The 18,692-nt window shown below is 66.5% G+C and carries 14 protein-coding genes; 13 read left to right on the top strand and 1 reads right to left on the bottom strand.

Annotated elements, in window-relative coordinates; genetic code table 11:
• Positions 1 to 89 precede the first annotated feature (89 nt).
• Genes C163_RS15505 through bcsC form a run of 9 tightly spaced genes read left to right on the top strand, consistent with a single transcriptional unit; the run spans position 90 to position 13,775 of the window.
• Entirely contained in the window at positions 90 to 1,580 is a 1,491-nt protein-coding gene (locus tag C163_RS15505; RefSeq protein ID WP_025339611.1) for a BcsE family c-di-GMP-binding protein, read from the top strand.
• Entirely contained in the window at positions 1,577 to 1,762 is a 186-nt protein-coding gene (bcsF, locus tag C163_RS15500) for a cellulose biosynthesis protein BcsF (RefSeq protein WP_025339610.1), read from the top strand. The genes C163_RS15505 and bcsF overlap by 4 nt, the downstream gene beginning before the upstream one ends.
• On the top strand, positions 1,755 to 3,374 hold the full coding sequence (gene bcsG / locus C163_RS15495) for a cellulose biosynthesis protein BcsG (RefSeq protein ID WP_025339609.1): 1,620 nt from the start codon (positions 1,755 to 1,757) through the stop codon (positions 3,372 to 3,374). Before bcsF ends, bcsG begins: the two co-directional genes overlap by 8 nt.
• Entirely contained in the window at positions 3,371 to 3,589 is a 219-nt protein-coding gene (gene bcsR / locus C163_RS15490; protein WP_025339608.1) for a cellulose biosynthesis protein BcsR, read from the top strand. The genes bcsG and bcsR overlap by 4 nt, the downstream gene beginning before the upstream one ends.
• Entirely contained in the window at positions 3,586 to 4,293 is a 708-nt protein-coding gene (gene bcsQ, locus C163_RS15485; RefSeq protein ID WP_025339607.1) for a cellulose biosynthesis protein BcsQ, read from the top strand. The genes bcsR and bcsQ overlap by 4 nt, the downstream gene beginning before the upstream one ends.
• Positions 4,290 to 6,899, top strand: a complete 2,610-nt coding sequence (gene bcsA, locus C163_RS15480; RefSeq protein WP_025339606.1) for a UDP-forming cellulose synthase catalytic subunit — start codon at positions 4,290 to 4,292, stop codon at positions 6,897 to 6,899. Before bcsQ ends, bcsA begins: the two co-directional genes overlap by 4 nt.
• Complete coding sequence (bcsB, locus tag C163_RS15475; protein WP_025339605.1) at positions 6,899 to 9,178, top strand: cellulose biosynthesis cyclic di-GMP-binding regulatory protein BcsB; 2,280 nt, start codon at positions 6,899 to 6,901, stop codon at positions 9,176 to 9,178. Before bcsA ends, bcsB begins: the two co-directional genes overlap by 1 nt.
• The gene (bcsZ, locus tag C163_RS15470) at positions 9,178 to 10,293 is read left to right on the top strand and encodes a cellulose synthase complex periplasmic endoglucanase BcsZ (protein WP_025339604.1); all 1,116 of its coding nucleotides are present in this window, start codon (positions 9,178 to 9,180) and stop codon (positions 10,291 to 10,293) included. Before bcsB ends, bcsZ begins: the two co-directional genes overlap by 1 nt.
• The gene (gene bcsC / locus C163_RS15465; RefSeq protein WP_025339603.1) at positions 10,281 to 13,775 is read left to right on the top strand and encodes a cellulose synthase complex outer membrane protein BcsC; all 3,495 of its coding nucleotides are present in this window, start codon (positions 10,281 to 10,283) and stop codon (positions 13,773 to 13,775) included. The genes bcsZ and bcsC overlap by 13 nt, the downstream gene beginning before the upstream one ends.
• A 60-nt stretch (positions 13,776 to 13,835) precedes the next feature.
• Here the strand turns inward: bcsC and C163_RS15460 are convergent, their stop codons facing one another.
• Positions 13,836 to 14,753, bottom strand: a complete 918-nt coding sequence (locus C163_RS15460; protein WP_025339602.1) for a LysR family transcriptional regulator — start codon at positions 14,751 to 14,753, stop codon at positions 13,836 to 13,838.
• Positions 14,754 to 14,873: 120 nt separating this feature from the next.
• On the opposite strand from C163_RS15460, the gene C163_RS15455 reads away from it, so the two are divergent.
• From C163_RS15455 to icmH, 4 genes are all read left to right on the top strand, one after another.
• A complete protein-coding gene (locus tag C163_RS15455) occupies positions 14,874 to 15,632 on the top strand; it encodes a 5-oxoprolinase subunit PxpA (protein WP_025339601.1) in 759 nt (252 codons plus the stop codon).
• 90 nt (positions 15,633 to 15,722) lie between these two features.
• The gene (locus C163_RS15450; RefSeq protein ID WP_025339600.1) at positions 15,723 to 16,610 is read left to right on the top strand and encodes an allophanate hydrolase subunit 1; all 888 of its coding nucleotides are present in this window, start codon (positions 15,723 to 15,725) and stop codon (positions 16,608 to 16,610) included.
• Positions 16,607 to 17,578 (top strand): biotin-dependent carboxyltransferase family protein, encoded by a 972-nt coding sequence (locus C163_RS15445; protein WP_025339599.1) that lies wholly within the window; start codon positions 16,607 to 16,609, stop codon positions 17,576 to 17,578. Before C163_RS15450 ends, C163_RS15445 begins: the two co-directional genes overlap by 4 nt.
• 232 nt (positions 17,579 to 17,810) lie before the next feature.
• Entirely contained in the window at positions 17,811 to 18,683 is an 873-nt protein-coding gene (icmH, locus tag C163_RS15440; RefSeq protein WP_025339598.1) for a type IVB secretion system protein IcmH/DotU, read from the top strand.
• Positions 18,684 to 18,692 lie beyond the last annotated feature (9 nt).

Here is an 18,692-nt window from a genome sequence, read left to right as displayed (position 1 = left end):
ATCATCGAGCCTCAGCGGCGCATGTGCCTGCAGCCACCTCTCATAGCCGTTTCAATCTACTTTTCAGAGCCAGTGTTTTGACGAATGGAATGCCGTGGTTGGCTATTTCCGGCTTAGGCGCCGAAAGCAGCCAGCTTCATGTACAAGGACTGTATTGGTTGACCTGTGACAACGCAGAAGACGCCACCGTGCTATGCCGCCAGGTGGTCGGGGGGCTGCCCGAGCACGTTCGCGCAGCCCTAGTCGCCGATGCGCAAGCCATCGGTGATGTGCTGGGTGCGCTCGATGCCGCGCAGGGCCCCGCCGAACTGGCGCTGTACGAAGCCGACCTGCAAGCCGCCCGGCACCTGGTCGATGACCTGCCGCGTATTGACGCCGCCGGGCGGGTGCTGGTGCTGTTGACACCCGCCGACGTCTGGGGTGCCGGCAACGTCGAAAGCTGGTGCAACGCGCTGCGCCCGGTCCTGTTGGCCGAGGCCACGCTATTGCTGGTCATCAGCAGCGGCCAGAGTGCCGGGCTGGTAGAGCGCCTGCGTGCGTTCAACCAGGGCGTCGATGGCCTGGCCCAGGTGTACCGCGGCAAAGGCGGGGTGCGCTACCTGCAGCATTTCTGGAGCAACCCGCTCGGCAAGACCGGTACGCGCGATGTGGAACTGGCGCGGCTTGAAGCGGGCTTCGCCGCCGCCGGGGCGCCGCAGGCCCCCAGCGACACCGGTGGCGACGAGCTGTTGTGCCTGGCTCAGCGCCCGGTACTGGAAGGTGCGCCAGCCTTCTCCGAGCACTGGCAGGTCTGCGAGAGCCTCGAGGAATTGGGTGCCAAAGCTGGCAGGGCGGTTTCCGCCACGGTCATCTTTGCCATGGACGGCGGGCAGCGCCTGGATAGCCTGGCGCGCCAGTTGCACCGCTTGCGCCAGTTGCGTGGCAGTGCCCTGAAGCTGGTGGTGCGCGAGATGGCACCAACCCTGCGCTATCAGGATGAACAACTGCTGCTGGCCTGCGGGGCCAGCCAGATCGTGCCGTTCGGTGCCAGCCTGTCGCGCTTCCTGACCATGGTCGAGAGCATCCAGGGTTACCTCTGGCGCCGGCGCCTGCCAAGCGATTTCGATGCCTTGCTCGCACGCCTGCGGCCGCAGGCCATTTGCGGGCTGGTGGCGCCGCGCGCGTTCGCCGAAGCGGTGCAGACCATGTGGCACGGGGTGCGCAACGGCGAAATCGCCCACCAGTTGCTGGTGTTGCGCCCGGCCCCTGGCCTGACCCCGCTGCAAGCCTGCTCGCGCACGGTGTTCCGCCGCGACGGCGATATCGCCTGCGTGGTGGGCGATGTGCTGTTCCTGTTCCTGTTCGCCTGCCGCTCCGAAGGCGTCGAGCAAGCCCTTGACCACATCTTCCAGTTGTCGTGGAAAGAGTTGTTCATCAGCCAGGAGGTGCTTGCCGGTGTCGACAGCCTGGCCACCCCGGCCTTCCTCGACGACAGCGTGCCACAGCCACCCCGGCTCGACGCGGCGGCGCAGCTACCCGCCCAGGCAAGGCCGGCCCTGGCGCCGCGCCGGGTGGCCCTGGGCAAGCGGGGTACGGCATGAACTTCGTGCAGCTGCTGCAATTGGTCGGCATCACGGCGCTGGTCACCTTGGCGCTGGCCCTGCTGTTGTTGCGCCTGCGCGCCACGCTGCGCGGCTGGTTGCGCCGCCGCCTTCCACCCCGTTACCTGAAACCGCTGGGCGTACGCCACCGCGCTGCACGCCAGGAACCCCGTAATGACTAATACATCCGCCACCCTCCCGGTACCGGCCCGCTGGCCTGGACTGGGAGGGTGGAACCTCTATTTCCTGGCCAAGTTCCTGTTGGTCGCCCTTGGCATGCTCGACTTCCAGGCGCTGCCGAACCTGTTGTTCGCCGCGTTTCTGCTGGTGCCGTTGCCGGGCAAGTGGCTGCGAATCGCGCGGCAGATGGTGGCCGTACCGGTCGGCATCGCGTTGTTCTACCAGGACACCTGGCTGCCGCCCTTCAGCCGCCTGCTGGCGCAGCCGGGGGTGTTCGATTTCTCGTGGGACTACCTGCTCGAACTGCTCGGCCGCTTCATCAACTGGAACCTGCTGGGCGCGCTGGCGCTATTGTTGGTGGGTTACCTGTACCTGCGCCACTGGCTGCGGCTGAGTACCTTGAGCCTGCTGGGGCTGGCGTGGCTGGCGGTCGGCGGCCTGCCAGCGCTGGGGCTAAATGCGGGCCAGGCGCCTGGCGCCGCGGCTACCAGCCCCACCGAGCAGGCGCAGGCCACTGCGGTTGCCGACAATGCCACGCTCGACAGCTGGCTCGAGCGGTTCTTCGCCAGTGAGCGTGAACGGGTGACAGCATTCCCGGCCATGAAGGCCGATGAGCAGCCGTTCGACCTGCTGGTGATCAACATCTGCTCGCTGGCCTGGGATGACCTTTCCGCTGTCGGGCTGCGTGACAACCCGCTGTTCTCGCGCCTGGACGTGATCTTCGACCAGTTCAACTCGGCCACGTCCTACAGCGGGCCGGCCGCCATCCGCGTGCTGCGTGCCAGCTGCGGGCAGTCGTCCCACGCCGGGCTGTATCAGCCGGCCCCGGAGCAGTGCCTGTTGTTTCAGAACCTGGCCAGGCTCGGTTTCCAGAGCAACACCTTGCTCAACCACAGTGGCCGCTTCGACAACTTCATCGGCGATATCACCCAGCAGCACATGCCTCAACCCGGCCTGCGCAACACCGACTTCCCGCGGGCACTGGTCGGCTTCGACGGCTCGCCGATCGCCAGCGACCTGGAGGTGCTGCGCCGCTGGTGGGGGCAGCGCAAAGGCGCGCCGGCCGAGCATGTGTCGCTGTTCTACAACAGCATCAGCCTGCATGACGGCAACCGTATCGTCACCGCCGACGGCGGTACCCGTGTGGCCGATTACGCCACCCGCGCCACCCGGCTGTTCGGCGAGCTTGGCAGCTTCCTCGATGAACTGGAGCGCAGCGGCCGCCGCGTGGTCGTGGCCATTGTCCCGGAACATGGCGCCGCGCTGCATGGCGACCGCATGCAGCTGTCGGGCATGCGTGAAATCCCCACTCCATCGATTACCCATGTGCCGGTGGGCCTGAAGTTCATCGGCATGGGCCAGCCTGCCCGCAGCGAGCCGCTGCATGTCTCGGCACCCACCAGCTACCTGGCGCTGTCCGAGCTGATCTCGCGCGTGTATGCGGGCCTGGGCCAGCAGCAGGTGCTGGATGTGCCCAGCCTGCTGAGCGACCTGCCGACCACCGAACAGGTCGCGGAAACCGCAGGTGCACAAGTACTGAACTACCAGGGGCGCGCCTACATGCGCCTGCAAGGCCAGCCCGACTGGCAGCCTGTCCCGAAGGAGCGCCCATGATCACTGGCAAGGCAGACCCTGCCGACCGCAGCGACGATATCGCCCAGTTGCGCCAGCACCTGGACATGCCGGACCTGAACTACCAGGACATCTCATTGCTGGTGGGTGTCCAGCAGGCCTTGCAGCGCTGGCCACTGCTGGGTGAAAGCTGCCGGAGCAGCGCCCAGGGCACCTTGTACACGGCGGCGCCGCGGCGCCAGGTGCTGTCGCCATGACCAGCCTGGCGTTGCACGGTGTTCGTGGTGGCCTGGGGCGCAGTGCCTTGCTGGCCGCGCTGGGGCATGCGTTGCAGAGCGTAGGTGAGCGGGTGCTGCTGGTCGACCTGTGCCCAAGCAACCTGCTCGGCCTGCACTTCAATCTGCCCCTCGACACGCACGAGGGCTGGGCGCTTGCCGAGCGGGAAGGGCGGCCATACAGCGATGCCATGTACGAGGTGCTCGATGGCCTGTGCCTGATGCCGTTCGGCAATCTGCCTGCCGGCACGCGGCCGCCGTTGCCCGACGCTGAAGCCTGGCGCGCGCGCCAGGCCGAGCTGGCCGAACACTTCGACTGGTTGCTGTTCGACCTGCCGCAACTGCCGGCCGATGCCGCTGGCCAAAGCGTCGAGACTGACGTGCGGGTGTTGGTGGCCGAGGCCGAAATGGCCAGCCACTTGCTGCTCGGGCGCCGGCAGGTCGAGCACTACGACCTGTTGCTGGTCAACCGCTACGACCCCGCCAGCCGCTTGCAGAGCGACTTGCTGATGGTGTGGCGCGACCTGTTCCGTGATCGCCTGCCGATCCAGGTGGTGCACCGCGACGAGGCCTTCCTCGAGGCCCTGGCGTGCAAGGCACCGCTTGGCCACTACGCGCCGCAGAGCCTGGCTTGCCGGGACGTGCAGAGCCTGGCGGTGCGCTGCCTGACGAGGCGCCAGTCGTGACCCTGACCCCTCTGTCGGCCTACGCCTGGTTCCGCACACGTGGCGCGCGGCAGCCGGTCGCCTGGCTGTTTACCCTTGGCGTGTGGCTGGCCTTCCTGTTCCTGCGCCTGGAGTCGCCTGCCTGGCAAGCCCTGTTGGCCGAGCGGCAGCGGCTGTACCCGCAACTGGCGGGCAAGCGCCCAAGCCTGGGCGACCCGCTGCGCCTGCTGATCCAGAGCCTGTGGCTGCTGGTCCGGCGTCAACCGCTGCCTCGCGAACCGGGGTTTGCCCGCCGTGCCTGGGGGGCAGTGCGTGCGCAGCTGCGCGGTATGCGCCAGGTGCTGCGCCGCTACCATGGCCTGCTGATCGACCGCCTGCAGCAGCTGCCTGCGCGCTACCGCGCCAGCGCTTTCAAGCAGCAAGCCTCGGCACACCTGCGCGGCTTGAGCGTGTTCGCCCGGTGGGTTTTCTACAGCGTGCTGACCCTGGGCGCCATCGGCCTGGCCGTGCTGTGCGTGACCGAACCGTTCGGCTACCTGGCGCAGCTGGTGTTCATTTGCCTGCTGCTGGGCATTGCCCTGCTGGTGCGGCACATGCCGGGCCGCTTCCCGACCCTGATGCTGATCGTGCTGTCGACGCTCATCTCCTGCCGCTACCTGTGGTGGCGCTACACCTCGACCCTGAACTGGAACGACACCACGGGCCTTGTGTGCGGGGTGATCCTGCTGGCGGCAGAAACCTATTCGTGGTTCGTGCTGATCCTGGGCTACATCCAGACCTGCTGGCCGTTGCAGCGCAAGCCGGCGAACCTGCCGGCAAACCCGGCGCACTGGCCGACCGTCGACCTGATGATCCCCACCTACAACGAAGACTTGTCGGTGGTGCGCACCACGGTGCTGGCCGCCCTGGGCCTGGACTGGCCGCGCGAGTGCCTGCGCATCTACATCCTCGACGACGGCCGGCGCGAGGCGTTCCGTGCGTTCGCCGACGAAGTGGGGGTGGGCTACATCGTGCGGCCGGACAACAAGCACGCCAAGGCCGGCAACCTCAACCATGCGCTGGGCGTGACCGACAGCGAGCTGATCGCCATTTTCGACTGCGACCACGTGCCGGTGCGCTCCTTCCTGCAAATGACAGTGGGCTGGTTCCTCAAGGACCCGAAGCTGGCGCTGGTGCAGACGCCGCACCATTTCTTCTCGCCCGACCCGTTCGAGCGCAACCTGGGCTCGTTCCGCCGTCGCCCCAATGAAGGCGAGCTGTTCTACGGCCTGATCCAGGATGGCAATGACATGTGGAACGCGGCGTTCTTCTGCGGCTCGTGTGCCGTGCTGCGCCGTACCGCGCTGGAGAGCATCGGCGGTTTCGCCGTCGAAACCGTGACCGAAGATGCCCATACCGCCTTGCGCATGCACCGCCAGGGTTGGTCATCGGCCTACCTGAGCATTCCGCAGGCGGCCGGCCTGGCCACCGAGAGCCTGTCGGCGCACATCGGCCAGCGCATTCGCTGGGCCCGGGGCATGGTGCAGATCTTCCGTACCGACAACCCGCTGTTCGGCCGTGGGCTGAGCCTGTTCCAGCGGGTGTGCTATGCCAACGCCATGCTGCACTTTCTGGCCGGCCTGCCACGGCTGGTGTTCCTGACCGCGCCGCTGGCGTTCCTGCTGCTGCATGCCTACATCATCTACGCACCGGCGTTGATGATCCTGCTGTACGTGCTGCCGCACATGATCCACGCCAGCCTGACCAACTCGCGCATGCAGGGCAAGTACCGGCAGACCTTCTGGGGCGAGGTCTACGAGACCGTGCTGGCCTGGTACATCGCCCGCCCGACCACGGTCGCGCTGTTCGCGCCGAAGAAGGGCAAGTTCAACGTCACCGCCAAGGGCGGCCTGATGGAGCAGGAGCAGTTCGACTGGCGCATCGCCCAACCCTACCTGTGGCTGGCGGCGCTCAACGTGGCCGGCCTGGGCTTCGCCGTGTGGCGCCTGTTCACCGGCCCGGCGGCGGAAATCGGCACGGTGATCGTCAGCTCGCTGTGGGTGATCTACAACCTGCTGATCATCGGCGCCGCCGTCGCCGTGGCTGCCGAAGTGCGCCAGGTGCGCCGCGCCCACCGGGTGCAGATGCGCTTGCCGGCGGGGCTGGTGCTGGCCAGCGGTCACGCCTACCCCTGTACCCTGGTCGACTACTCCGACGGCGGTGTCGGCCTGCAATTGCACCGGGGCCTCGAGTTGCAAGCGGGGGAGCGGGTGCGCCTGCTGCTCAACCGCGGCCAGCGCGAGTTCGCCTTCCAGGCCTGTGTCACCCGCACCATCGGGCAACACGTGGGCCTGGTGTTCCATGACCTCGGCCAGCAACAGCGTATCGACCTGGTCCACTGCACCTTTGCCCGTGCCGATGCCTGGCTTGGCTGGAACGAGCAGCACGAGGTCGATCGCCCGCTGCGCAGCCTGGTCGACGTGCTGAAGCTGGGCGGTGTCGGTTACCTGCGGCTGGTCGAACACTTGCCGCCATGGGTGCGGGCGTGGCTGCGCCCACTGCACGCGCTGGCGAACTGGCTGGCCAGCTACAGGCCCCGCACACCGCAGCCTGTCCCTTCCTTGAACCCTGTTGATCGAGACGCATGATGACTGGTTATCCCGCGCGTACCTGGGGCCTGGCGATGGCGCTGCTTGCTGCCTTGTCGCAAAGCGCCGCTGCCGCCTCCGTAGCCCCGCTTGCCGAGCCAGCCGTACCCACGGTACCGAACTGGCCGGTTGCGAAAACCTTCGAGCAGCTCGGGCATGCCTCCGACAGCCTGTTGCTGGGGGTGCGCAACAGCGAGCATATCGAATTCGGCCTGCGGCGCGACCGCCTGGCCACCGACGCCAGCCTGCAGCTGGACTACACGCCATCGCCCGCGCTGTTGCCGAACCTGTCGCACCTGCGCGTGTACCTGAATGACGAACTGATGGGCGTGGTGCCGGTGGAAAAGGATCAGCTTGGCCAGCGCGTGCGCCGTCAGCTGCCGCTGGACCCGAAGCTGCTCAGCGATTTCAACCGGGTACGCCTGGAGTTCGTCGGGCATTACACCGACATCTGCGAAGACCCAGCGCACAGTGGCCTGTGGCTGAACCTGAACCGCAAGAGCCAGGTGCAGCTGCACGAACAGGCCCTGGCCCTGGACAACGACCTGGCGTACTTCCCGCTGCCGTTCTTTGATGTGCGCGACACCGGCAAGGTAACGCTGCCGGTGGTGTTCAGCGGCGTGCCGAGCCTGGGCGAGCAGCGTGCGGCGGCGATCCTGGCGTCCTACTTCGGCAGCCAGGCCGGTTGGCGCAAGGCGACCTTCCCGGTGCTGTACGGCAGCCTGCCGGCCCGTGGCGACAAACCCACGCCGAGTATCGTGTTTGCCAGCAACGACCGTCGCCCGGCCTTCCTTGCCGACCTGCAGCAATTCCCGCCGGTCGACGGCCCGGTACTGCAGATGATCGACCACCCGGACGACCGTTTCAGCAAGGTGCTGCTGGTGCTGGGCCGCAACGACGATGACCTGGTCAAGGCCGCCTCGGCGCTGGCGGTTGGCAACAACCTGTTCCGTGGTGCCCGGGTGAAGGTCGAGCAGATGACGACACTGCAGCCGCGCCAGCCTTACGATGCGCCGAACTGGACACGCACCGACCGCCCGGTACGCTTCGCTGAGCTGCTCGATTACCCCGAGCAGTTGCAGGTCAGTGGCCTGCAACCACGGCCGGTAACGCTGGAGCTGAACCTGCCGCCGGACTTGTTCGTCTGGCGCAACCAGGGCATTCCGCTGCGTACGCTGTACCGCTACACGGCCCCGGCAGTGAGCGACGAATCGCGCCTGAGCATCAGCGTCAACGACCAGTACATCACCAGCATGCCGCTGGTGGGCAATGACCGGCGCGGCGGTACGCTCGAGGAAATGCGCCTGGCGGTGCTGTCCGGCGACAACAGCGCATTGACCGAGAAGTCGCTGGTACCGGCGTTGAAGATCGGCGACCGCAACCGCCTGCGCTTCGATTTCAGCTTTGCCAGCACCCTGGGCAGCGCCCAGCGCGACCGCTGCCAGACCTCGTTGCCGGTGGATGTGCGCGCGGCGATCGACGACAACTCGACCATCGACCTGTCCGGTTACCACCACTACATCGCCATGCCCGACCTGCGCGCATTCGCCCGCAGCGGCTTCCCGTTCAGCCGCATGGCCGACCTTTCCGAAACGCTGGTCGTCATGCCGGCCAAGCCCACGGCGATGCAGGTGGGCACCTTGCTCGATGCGGTCGGCGGGTTGGCCGGGCAGATCGGCTACCCGGCGCTTGGCCTGCGGCTGGTCGATGACTGGAAGCAGGCCGCAGCGGCCGATGCCGACTTGCTGCTGCTCGGCAGCCTGCCTGAGGCGCTGGGGGATGCGCCCAACCTTGGCCTGCTGCTCAGTGCCCAGCGGGACTGGCTGCTGCAAGGCCGTAGCACAGGGCTGCCGGGCAGCCAGCGCTTCGATACCGCGCCGGTGGCCGCGAGCAGCCGAGTGGCAGTCAGCGCGCAGGCGCCGATTGCGGCCATCACCGGGCTGAAGTCGCCCTTCCATGAGCAGCGCAGCGTCGTCGCCCTGCTGGCCAACAGCGATAGCGACCAAGCGTTGCTGCGCGATGTGCTCGGCGATGTGGGCAAGCTCGATGCGGTGGCCGGCTCGGTGACGCTGGTGCGCAGCAGCGGTGTCACCAGCCAGTTCGTCGGCGAGCACTACTTTGTAGGCGCGCTGCCGTGGTGGCTGCTGCTGTGGTTCCACCTGTCCGAGCACCCGGTACTGCTGGCGGCGATCGCGGCCATTTGCGTGGTGCTGTTTGCCTTCCTGTTGTGGCGGGCACTGCGCTGGGCAGGCAAGCGCCGCCTGGGTGAGGCGGGGTGATGATGCGTCAGTTGCTGGTGGGGCTGGTCGCCTTGGGCCTGCCCGTCGTCACGAGTGCCGCACCGGCTTGCAAATGGCCGGCCTGGGACCGCTTCAAGGCCGAACTGGTGAGTGTCGACGGTCGGGTCATCGACCCGAGCGACGAGCGCCTGATCACCACCTCGGAAGGGCAGAGCTATGCGCTGTTCTTCGCCCTGGTAGGCAATGACCGGCAAGCCTTCGCACAGTTGCTGCGCTGGACCGGCAACAACCTGGCGGAGGGCGACCTGGCCCGGCATCTGCCCGCCTGGCTGTGGGGCCGTAACGGCCAGCAGCAGTGGCAGGTGCTGGATGCCAACAACGCCAGCGATGCCGACCTGTGGATTGCCTACAGCCTGCTGGAAGCCGGTCGGCTGTGGGACGAGCCGGCCTACACGCAGCTGGGCCAGCGCCTGCTGTGGCGTATCGCCGCGCAGACCGTGCGCAAGCTGCCGGGCCTGGGGGTGATGCTGCTGCCGGGGGACTACGGCTTCGAGGATGCTCGCGGCGCCCGCTTGAACCCCAGCTATTTGCCGCTGCAGTTGTTCGATCGCTTCAGCCTGGTCGACCCGTTGTGGGGCGAGCTGGCGGCCAACACGCGGCGTTTGTGGCTGGCTTCGTCGCCAAAGGGCTTTGCCCCGGACTGGCTGCTGTGGACGCCAGCCGGTGAACTGGCAGCGGACCCGCAACATGGCAGTGAGGGTGACTACGATGCCATCCGCGTCTACCTGTGGGTCGGCATGCTGGCCAAGGACGCGGCGCAGCGTGCCGAACTGGTGGCCCACTATGCCCCGATGGCGGCATTGACCGCGCGCCAGGGGCTGCCGCCAGAACATGTGGATGCGCACAGCGGTGTTGCCAGTGGCCATGGCCCGGCGGGTTTCTCTGCGGCGTTGCTGCCGTTGCTGGCAGCATTGCCGGAGCACGTCGCGGGCCTGGCGGCCCAGCGTCAGCGCCTGCGCGAACAGCCAGTCGAAGCCAAGGCCTATTACAGCCAGGTGCTGGCGCTGTTTGGCCAGGGCTGGGACCAAGGCCGTTACCGTTTTGACCCGCACGGCCGCCTGTTGCCGGCCTGGAGCGCGCCATGCAGCGAATGATCGGCGTGCTGATGCTGGCGGCAGTGACCTGCCAGGCCACGGCACAACCCAAGGATGCCGGCGAACAGCGCCAATGGCTGCTGGACCAGGTGCGTCGCGGCGAGGCGCTGCATCGTGACGACCTGGTGCGCGATGCACTGGGGCGGCTGCAATTGCTCGAGCCGCGCAACCCGGATGTGTTGCTGGCGGCCCTGAGCCTGGCATTGCGCGAAAAGAACAGCACCGAGGCCGAGCAGTTGAGTGCGCGGATCAGTGCCATCGCGCCTGGCAGCTTGCAGGCACGCCAGGCCAGGCGCCTGCTCGAGCTACAGCAGCCGGAGCGCGTGCGGCAATTGCAGCAGGCCCGCCTGCTGGCGGTCACCGGGCGCAATGAAGAGGCGCTGGCGGCCTATGAACAGTTGTTCGCTGGTGAACCGCCAAGCCTGGAATTGGCCCTGGACTACTGGCGCGTGCGCGGCAACCTCCCAGGCCAGCGCCCTGAAGCGATCAGGCAGCTGCAGCAACTGGACCAGCAGTACCCGGGCAGTGCCGGGCTGCGCCAGACTTTGGCCGGTTGGCTGTTCGCCGAAAATCGCGACCGCGAAGCCTTGGCCTTGCTCGACCAGCTGTCGCGCGACCCTGGCGCACGGGATGCCGCTGCCCAGCGTGAGTTCGACTACCTGTCCGGGCAAGCGGTGAGCGCCGCCAGCGCGGCGGCCTGGCAAGCGTTTCTCCAGCGTTACCCGGCCTCACCGTTGCAGGCGCAGGCCAGCGAGACCCTGCAACAGCAGCGCAAACTGCTGGCCGACCCGTCCTGGCAGGCTGGCCAGCGGGGCTTGGCATTGCTCGACAAGGGCCGCAACGCTGAAGCCGAAGCACAACTGCGCCGGGCGCTGCGCCAGTATCCGGATGATGCCAGCCTGCAGGGTGCACTGGGCTATGCGCTGATGCGCCAGAGCCGCTACGAAGATGCCAATGCGGCGTTCCGGGCGGCAAGTGCCAAGGAGCAGGACACCTACTGGATCAGCCAGTGGAAGGACCTGGAGTCGTCCAGCCAGTATTGGGCGTTGCTCAGCAAAGGCGAGCGGGCACTGCAGGCGAAAGACCTGCGCGCTGCCCGTGCCTTCTACCAGCAGGCACGCCAGCAGCGCCCGAAGGAGGAATACGCCTTGCTGGGCCTGGCGGATGTCTCGCTGGCCGAAGGCGATACAGCCGCCGCCGAGCGGCAATTCCTGCAGGTTCGGCGCATGGCGCCGGATAACGAAAGTGCCGTGCGCGGCCTGGTGCGTGTGTACCAGGCGCAATCGCCCGACAAGGCGCGGGCGTACCTCGACAGCCTGTCGCCTCGGCAGCAAGCGCAGTTCGCCAGCCTGCGCCGCAGCCTGGAACTCGCACGCCTGCGCCAGCAAGGTGAGCAGGCCATGCAGCGTGAGGACTGGGCGGCGGCCAGCCAGGCGCTGGGCCAGGCCACGGCCTTGGCCCCCGATGAGCCCTGGCTGGTCTACCAGCTGGCCAGCAGCCTGCGCCACCTGGGGCGCACCGCCGAAGCCGACGCGGCATTCGCCAGCATTGTGCAGCGCCAGCCGGGCGACCCATCTACCCGCTATGCCCATGGCCTGTTCCTGGAGTCCAGCGACCGCGATGCGCTGGCCCTGGACAGCCTGGGCGCGGTGCCGCAGGGGGCATGGAACGCTGACATGCATGCGCTGGAGCAGCGTATCCGCCGCCGCATGACCCTGGCCTCGGCGCAGCAGCTGCAGGCGCAAGGCCGTACGGCTGAAGCGACCCGCCTGCTCGAGGCCAGCCTGGCGCGTGGCGAAGGCAGCACCGACGACCTGATGCTGCTGGCTGACTGGGCGGCGGCCAATGGTGAGCCTGGCAAGGCGCGCGGTTATTACCAGCGCGTGCTTGCCGTGCAGCCTGGGCAACCCCAGGCGCGCCTTGGCGTGATCGAAAGCGCGGTGGCCGAAGGTAACCTGGCACAGGCCCGGCACATGCTGGCTGTGCAGGTACCGCAACTGGCTGCCGATGACAGCAACGCCCAGCGGCGCCTGGCGGCTGTCTGGGTCGCCTTGGGCGAACACGACCAGGCGGCCAGAATGCTCGACCAGATCGCAGCGCAGCAGGCTCGCCCCGACCCCTTGTTGCGGCGCGACGCTGCCCGCCTGGTGGCGCAGGATGACCCGCAACGGGCGCTGGACCTTTACGCCGCAGCGATGGCCGATGCGCAGATGCTCGAGCGTGCTGCCGTGTCGCCACGGGACGACCGTGCACTGACGCTGGCCAGCCGTGAGCAGGATGACGACGACTGGCTGGCACGCAGCCTGCGCAGCGACGTCGATGCGCTGTATCGCCAGCGCAATACCCATGTGACGTTGATGCACGACTACGGTTGGCGCGAGGACGACGGCACGCCGGGCACGTCCGAACTGAGTACCCAGTCGACCTTGCTGCATGTCGATACCCCTTGGCAGGACGGCACCGCCTTTGCGCGGGTGGAGCGCATCGGCATGGATGCGGGGTCGTTCAAGCAAGACGATGATGGGCGCTATACCACAGATTTCGGTAGCTGCCAGGTTGTTGGCGAGTGCAAGGGGGGCTCGCAAACTGCTGACGGCAGTGTGCTGGCGCTGGGCTGGCAGGGTAGCCGCTGGGCCTTCGACCTGGGCACCACCCAAGGATATGCGATCAACAACTGGTTGGGTGGCGCCACGTTCAACGGTGACCTCGGCCAGTTTGGCTGGTCGCTGACCGCTTCGCGGCGGCCGATGAGCAACTCGCTGTTGTCCTTTGCCGGGGCACGTGACCCGTGGACAGGCGTGCACTGGGGCGGGGTCACGGCCAATGGCGCCACGCTCGGCCTGAGCTGGGACCAGGGCGGTGACAATGGCGTCTGGGCCAGCCTCGGGCACCACTGGCTGTATGGCGAAAACGTCGCCGACAACCAGCGCACCCGGGCCATGGCCGGCTGGTACCACCGCGTGGTGGAAAAAGCCGATGAACGTGTGCGCGTGGGCCTTACGCTGATGCACTGGCGTCACGACAAGGACCTGGGCGGCTACAGCTTGGGGCAGGGCGGCTATTACAGCCCTCAGCGTTACACATCGGTTGGCGTGCCGGTCAGTTATGCCTGGCGCAACTACGACTGGTCGGTGCTGCTGGAGGGCTCTGTAAGCTGGTCCCAGGCCCACAGCGGCCGCAGCCGTCTGTATCCGGACACGCACCTCAACCGCAAGTTGATGGATCGATTTGATATCGACGATTCGAACAACGATGCGATGCGCGATGCCAGCGACAGTAGCGGTCTGGGCTACCGCCTGCGCGGGCTGTTCGAGCGGCGCCTGAGCGACCAGTGGGTGTTGGGCGGCGGCTTCGACTGGCAGCACAGCGATGACTATGCGCCTAGCCATGGCATGCTCTACCTGCGCTACCTGTTCGAGCCGTGGCGAGGCAACCTGGCGCTGCCGGTGACGCCGCTGGAGCCCTATAGCGAGTGGCGTTGATTCCGAATGCAGACGCTGTGTGCGGATTTACCCGTGAAGAGTCGGGCCTGCAGGGAACGGTCAGCGCCGTGCCGACAACTGCTGCGGTGCCAAAAAAGCATCATGGAAGTAATTGCGCACAGCCTGCATCGCCGGGCTGAACGCCCGTTCCCGGTGCCAGGCCAACCCGACGCTCATCGGTGTCACCGGGTCGCTGATGGTCACCGTCTCGATTCGCTTGCCCTCCAGCGACCAGGGCCGGTGCACCAGGTCCGACAGGATCGCCACACCGCTGCCATTGGCGACCATGCTGCGCACGGCCTCCACCGAACTGGTCCGCACCCGCACTTGCGGCCGCTGCCCGGCCTGTTCCCAATAGCGCATGGCGCTTTGCTCGGCCTCATCCACGGTCAGCAGGATGAACGGCTCGCAGGCCACATCGGCCAGGCTTACCGCCGAGCGCTCGCACAGCGGATGGTGGCCGGGCAGCCACAGGCGGCGTTCGGAGTTGAACAGGGTTTCCGAGACGATGTCCGGGTGGGTGAGGTTGGCGGTGAGCACCACTGCCATGTCGAAACGCCCCTCCAGCAAGCCTTGCTCGATGGCGCTGCGCTCCTGTTCGTACAGCTCCAGGGTCACGTCCGGGTGCCAGTGCTCCAGCCGCTGCAGGTGATGCGGCAGGAAGTAGCCGATCACCGTATAACTTGCCGCCAGGCGCAGCAGGCCGCTGGCGCGCACGTCCGGCAGCGGGCTGTTCAGCGCATCGTCCACGCTGCGCAGGATCACGTAGGCGCGGTTCAGAAAGTGCCGGCCGGCTTCGGTCAGGCTCATGCCCTGGGCCGAGCGCTGGAACAGCAGCACGCCAAGCATCGCCTCCAGCTCCTTGATCGCCGTGGTGACTGCAGACTGGGAAATGTTCAGGTGGATTGCTGCCTGGGAAATCTGGCCGATCTCGGCGGTGGCGACGAAATAGCGGACCTGGCGCAGGGTCAGTGACACGGTAGGCTCCTGGGGTATCTGATTTTCAGAAGACACCCTATCTGTTTATAGATCTTCCCAAGGGGGTGCAGAGAATCTAACGTGGCTTGCATGCAGTCACAAGCGCCAGGAGAGACAGTCATGCAGGTGGTGGATTTCAACTCGGACATGGGTGAGGGCTTTGGCCCGTGGACCATTGGCGACGGCGTCGACAACGAGCTGATGGGCTACATCAGCACGGCCAACATTGCCACCGGCTTCCATGCCGGTGACCCCGGCACCATGCGCCGTACCGTCGAGCGGGCCAAGGCCCTGGGCGTCGCAGTGGGGGCGCACCCCGGGTTCCGTGACCTGGTCGGCTTCGGCCGCCGACACATCAATGCCCCGGCCCAGGAACTGGTCGACGACATGCTCTACCAGCTCGGCGCCCTGCGTGAAATTGCCCGCGCCCAGGGCGTGCACCTGCAGCACATCAAGCCGCACGGTGCCCTGTACATGCATCTGGCACGTGACGAAGAAGCTGCACGGCTGCTGGTGGAAAACCTGCGGGTGATCGAGCCAGAGCTGCTGCTGTACTGCATGCCCGGTTCAGTGATCTGCCGCATTGCCCAGGAGCTTGGCCAGCCGGTAATTCGCGAGTTCTACGCCGACCGCGAGTACGACCTGAGCGGGTCGATCGTGTTCACCCGCAACGTGCGGGGCCATGAGCCCGGGGCGGTCGCCGAACGGGTGTTGCGGGCTTGTCAGCAAGGCGTGGTGCGCACGGTCGAGGGGCAGGACCTGGCCATCGAATTCGATTCCATCTGCTTGCACAGTGACACCCCGGGTGCGCTCGACCTGGTCGAGGCCACGCGCCAGGCGCTGGACGCTGCCGGGATCGTGGTGCGTGCGCCACGCTGAATCCGTGGGGCATCCGGCAGGTATACGCCGGAGCCCGTGCAATTTGCTTTCGCCTGCCTTTCTATAAAGATTCCAAGAAAAGGAACAGTCATGGCCGAACCGCTTGCTACAACCCCGATCCGCTACAGCTTTGGCGCCGACGAGCACCTGTTTGCCGAAGTCAGCGAGAGCATGTCGCTGGAGGCTTTTTTCAAGGGCATGGCCGTCACCCGTGCGGTGGAGCGGCTGGTCCTGGATGGCGTGCTGGATGTGTGCCTGGCCAACGCCTCGTTCCAGATCCGCTTCGACCCGGACCGTATCGCGCCGCAGGCACTGCTGGAGGCGGTGCGCGGTGCCGAAGCACAGGCAGTGGCCGAGCGCTCGTTGCAGACGCGGATCATCGAGATTCCAGTGCTGTACAACGACCCCTGGACCCATGAAACGCTGATGCGTTTTCGTGACCGCCACCAGGACCCGGGCAGCACCGACCTGGAGTACGCCGCGCGGATCAACGGCCTGGCCGATGTCGAGGCGTTCATTGCCGCGCACAGCGGCGCGCCGTGGTTCGTGTCGATGGTCGGGTTCGTTGCCGGCCTGCCGTTCATGTTCCAGATGGTCGAGCGCGAGCGGCAATTGCAGGTGCCCAAGTACCTGCGCCCGCGTACGGACACCCCCAAACTCACCCTTGGCCATGGCGGCTGCTTCGGCTGCATCTATTCGGTGCGCGGGGCAGGCGGCTACCAGATGTTCGGCGTCACCCCGGCGCCGATCTACGACCCGCAGCAGACACTGAACTACCTGAAGGAGCACATGGTGTTCTTCCGCCCGGGAGACATCGTGCAGTTCAAACCCATCGACCGCCGCACCTACGACCAGGCGGTGGCGGATGTCGAAGAAGGCCGCTTCGACCTGCGCATTCGCCCGGTGGAATTCTCCCTGGACGCGTTCCTCGCCGACCCGGTCGGCTATCCACGGACCCTGCAGGAGGTGCTGGCATGATCAAGGTACTCAAACCCGGGCTGGCTACCTCGGTGCAGGACCTGGGCCGCGAAGGCTACTACCACCTGGGCATCCCGCCGTCCGGCGCCCTCGATCAGTACGCCCTGAGGGCGGCCAACCACCTGGTGGGCAACCCGGCCGGCGCCGCGGGCCTCGAGTGTGCGCTGGTGGGGCCGGAGCTGGAGTTCCAGCAGGATGCCCTGGTGGCGGTTTGTGGCGCGCAGATGCCGGCCTTGCTCGATGGCCGCGAGCAACGCCCGGATACGGCGTTTGCCGTACGTGCCGGGCAGGTGTTGGGTTTCGGCTTCCCTACCGCAGGCGCCCGGGCCTACCTGGCGGTGGCCGGCGGTATCGATGTACCCGAGGTACTCGGCAGCCGCTCCACCTATGCGTTGGGTGCATTGGGTGGCTTCCATGGGCGCAAGCTGATGGCGGGTGACCTGTTGCCGGTCGGCGTACCCAGCGGCAAGACCCGCGCCGGTGCGAGCCTGCCAATGGCCTTGCGCCAGGCCTTGGGTGGCGAGGTGGTGCTTCGGGTGGTGCCGGGGCTCTATTTTCATCGCCTGACCAAGGCTGCGGCGCAAAGCTTTTTCACCGAAGCCTGGACGGTAGGCTCCGAGGCAGACCGTATCGGCTACCGCTACAAGGGCGGCAGTGCCTTGAGCTTCCAGCCACGGGAGCAGCCGTTCGGGGCCGGCTCGGATCCATCGAACATCGTTGACAGCTGCTACCCGATCGGTTCGATCCAGGTACCTGCGGGGCTGGAGCCGATCATCCTGCACCGTGATGCGGTGTCGGGTGGCGGCTACGCCATGATCGGCACGGTGATCAGCGCTGACCTGGACCTGATCGGGCAGATGCAGCCCAACCAGCAGGCGCGGTTCCTGGAAGTCAGCCTGGAGGACGCACTGGAGGCTCGGCGCTCGTACAAGAAGAAGCTGGGTTGCCTGGCCAGATTGTTTGGCTGATTGATCGGTTGCAACGCTGCGCCGCCCACACAAGGGCTGGCGCAGTCGTTGCAGGAGCGGCCTTGTGTCGCGAAAGGGCCGCAGAGCGGCCCCGGAATTCCGGCATTGCAGCGTCCAGACAAGCCAAAAGGCGAAAATTCCTACAGTGTTTTGGGAAGCCCTACGCTCCTCGAAGAATTGATTCCCCGATAGTGTTCATGTCTTCAGCCTACTGGAAGACAAGGACCTCTTCATGCCCGGCCCATCTGCTGTTCGTCCTGGAAAATCCCAGGCCGCCAACGCTGCTCATGACGTAACCGAAAGCAGCCTGCATGCCATGCTCGATGTCCCGGGGGGCACCGATTCACCCTATCCACCCGGCCAGGGCAGGCGCGCAGATCATCAGGGTTATCCGGCCGACCCGGACTTCCAGCTACGCGGCGGCTTCGCCAACCTGATGCTCGACGCGGCCAACCCGCTGTTCGGCCTGGTCATACGTCTGCGTACGCTGGATGACCTGCCCAACATCGAACAGGTGCACAAGGCCCTGCAGACCCAGGTCAGCGCCATCCGCGAGGAAATACAGCAGCACGGTTATTCCGCCGTGCACCTCGAAGTCTATTCCTATGCCTTGTGCCTTTACCTGGACGAGGCCGTGATGAGCCGCCCCTGGGGGAACAATTCGTGCTGGAGCCACGAACCGCTGCTCAGCATCTTCCATGACGAAACCCAGGGTGGCGAGAAGATCTTCGTGTTGCTGGAGCGGTTGATGCAGTCGCCCAAGGAGTTCCAGGATGTGCTGGAGTTCCTGTACTTCTGCTTTTGCCTGGGCCTGAAGGGCAAGTACGCCCTGGACCCGAAGTGCGATGAAATCATCAACGCCCTGATTTCGCGGATGCACAAGGTCATTCGTGAACTGCGCGGTCCCACGCCGGAATTCGTGGGCGACCCGTATACCAACGTGGTCCATCGCCCCCACCGCATGCTGCGCCGGGAATGGCCCTGGTGGAGCCCGTTGGTGATCTCCGCCATCGCCATGGTCTGCGCCTACTGCTACTACAGCTACCGCCTGAGCTTGATCACCGCCGAGGTGCTGGAATCGCTTAACGGCATCTTGCAGCAGTAGCAGGGGGAT

Origin of the sequence: Pseudomonas sp. FGI182 (assembly GCF_000511325.1) — a bacterium.
GTDB lineage: Bacteria > Pseudomonadota > Gammaproteobacteria > Pseudomonadales > Pseudomonadaceae > Aquipseudomonas > Aquipseudomonas putida_Z.
Note: the sequence above shows the minus strand (reverse complement) of the source record. Positions and strands in the feature narration are given on the sequence as shown.

Coding starts and splice junctions, on each gene's coding strand:
- C163_RS15455 (WP_025339601.1), top strand. CDS start 14,874: ATGCAGGTGGTGGATTTCAACTCGGACATGGGTGAGGGCTTTGGCCCG.
- C163_RS15450 (WP_025339600.1), top strand. CDS start 15,723: ATGGCCGAACCGCTTGCTACAACCCCGATCCGCTACAGCTTTGGCGCC.
- bcsG (WP_025339609.1), top strand. CDS start 1,755: ATGACTAATACATCCGCCACCCTCCCGGTACCGGCCCGCTGGCCTGGA.
- bcsQ (WP_025339607.1), top strand. CDS start 3,586: ATGACCAGCCTGGCGTTGCACGGTGTTCGTGGTGGCCTGGGGCGCAGT.
- bcsB (WP_025339605.1), top strand. CDS start 6,899: ATGACTGGTTATCCCGCGCGTACCTGGGGCCTGGCGATGGCGCTGCTT.
- icmH (WP_025339598.1), top strand. CDS start 17,811: ATGCCCGGCCCATCTGCTGTTCGTCCTGGAAAATCCCAGGCCGCCAAC.
- bcsC (WP_025339603.1), top strand. CDS start 10,281: ATGCAGCGAATGATCGGCGTGCTGATGCTGGCGGCAGTGACCTGCCAG.
- C163_RS15505 (WP_025339611.1), top strand. CDS start 90: ATGCCGTGGTTGGCTATTTCCGGCTTAGGCGCCGAAAGCAGCCAGCTT.
- bcsR (WP_025339608.1), top strand. CDS start 3,371: ATGATCACTGGCAAGGCAGACCCTGCCGACCGCAGCGACGATATCGCC.
- bcsZ (WP_025339604.1), top strand. CDS start 9,178: ATGATGCGTCAGTTGCTGGTGGGGCTGGTCGCCTTGGGCCTGCCCGTC.
- bcsF (WP_025339610.1), top strand. CDS start 1,577: ATGAACTTCGTGCAGCTGCTGCAATTGGTCGGCATCACGGCGCTGGTC.
- C163_RS15445 (WP_025339599.1), top strand. CDS start 16,607: ATGATCAAGGTACTCAAACCCGGGCTGGCTACCTCGGTGCAGGACCTG.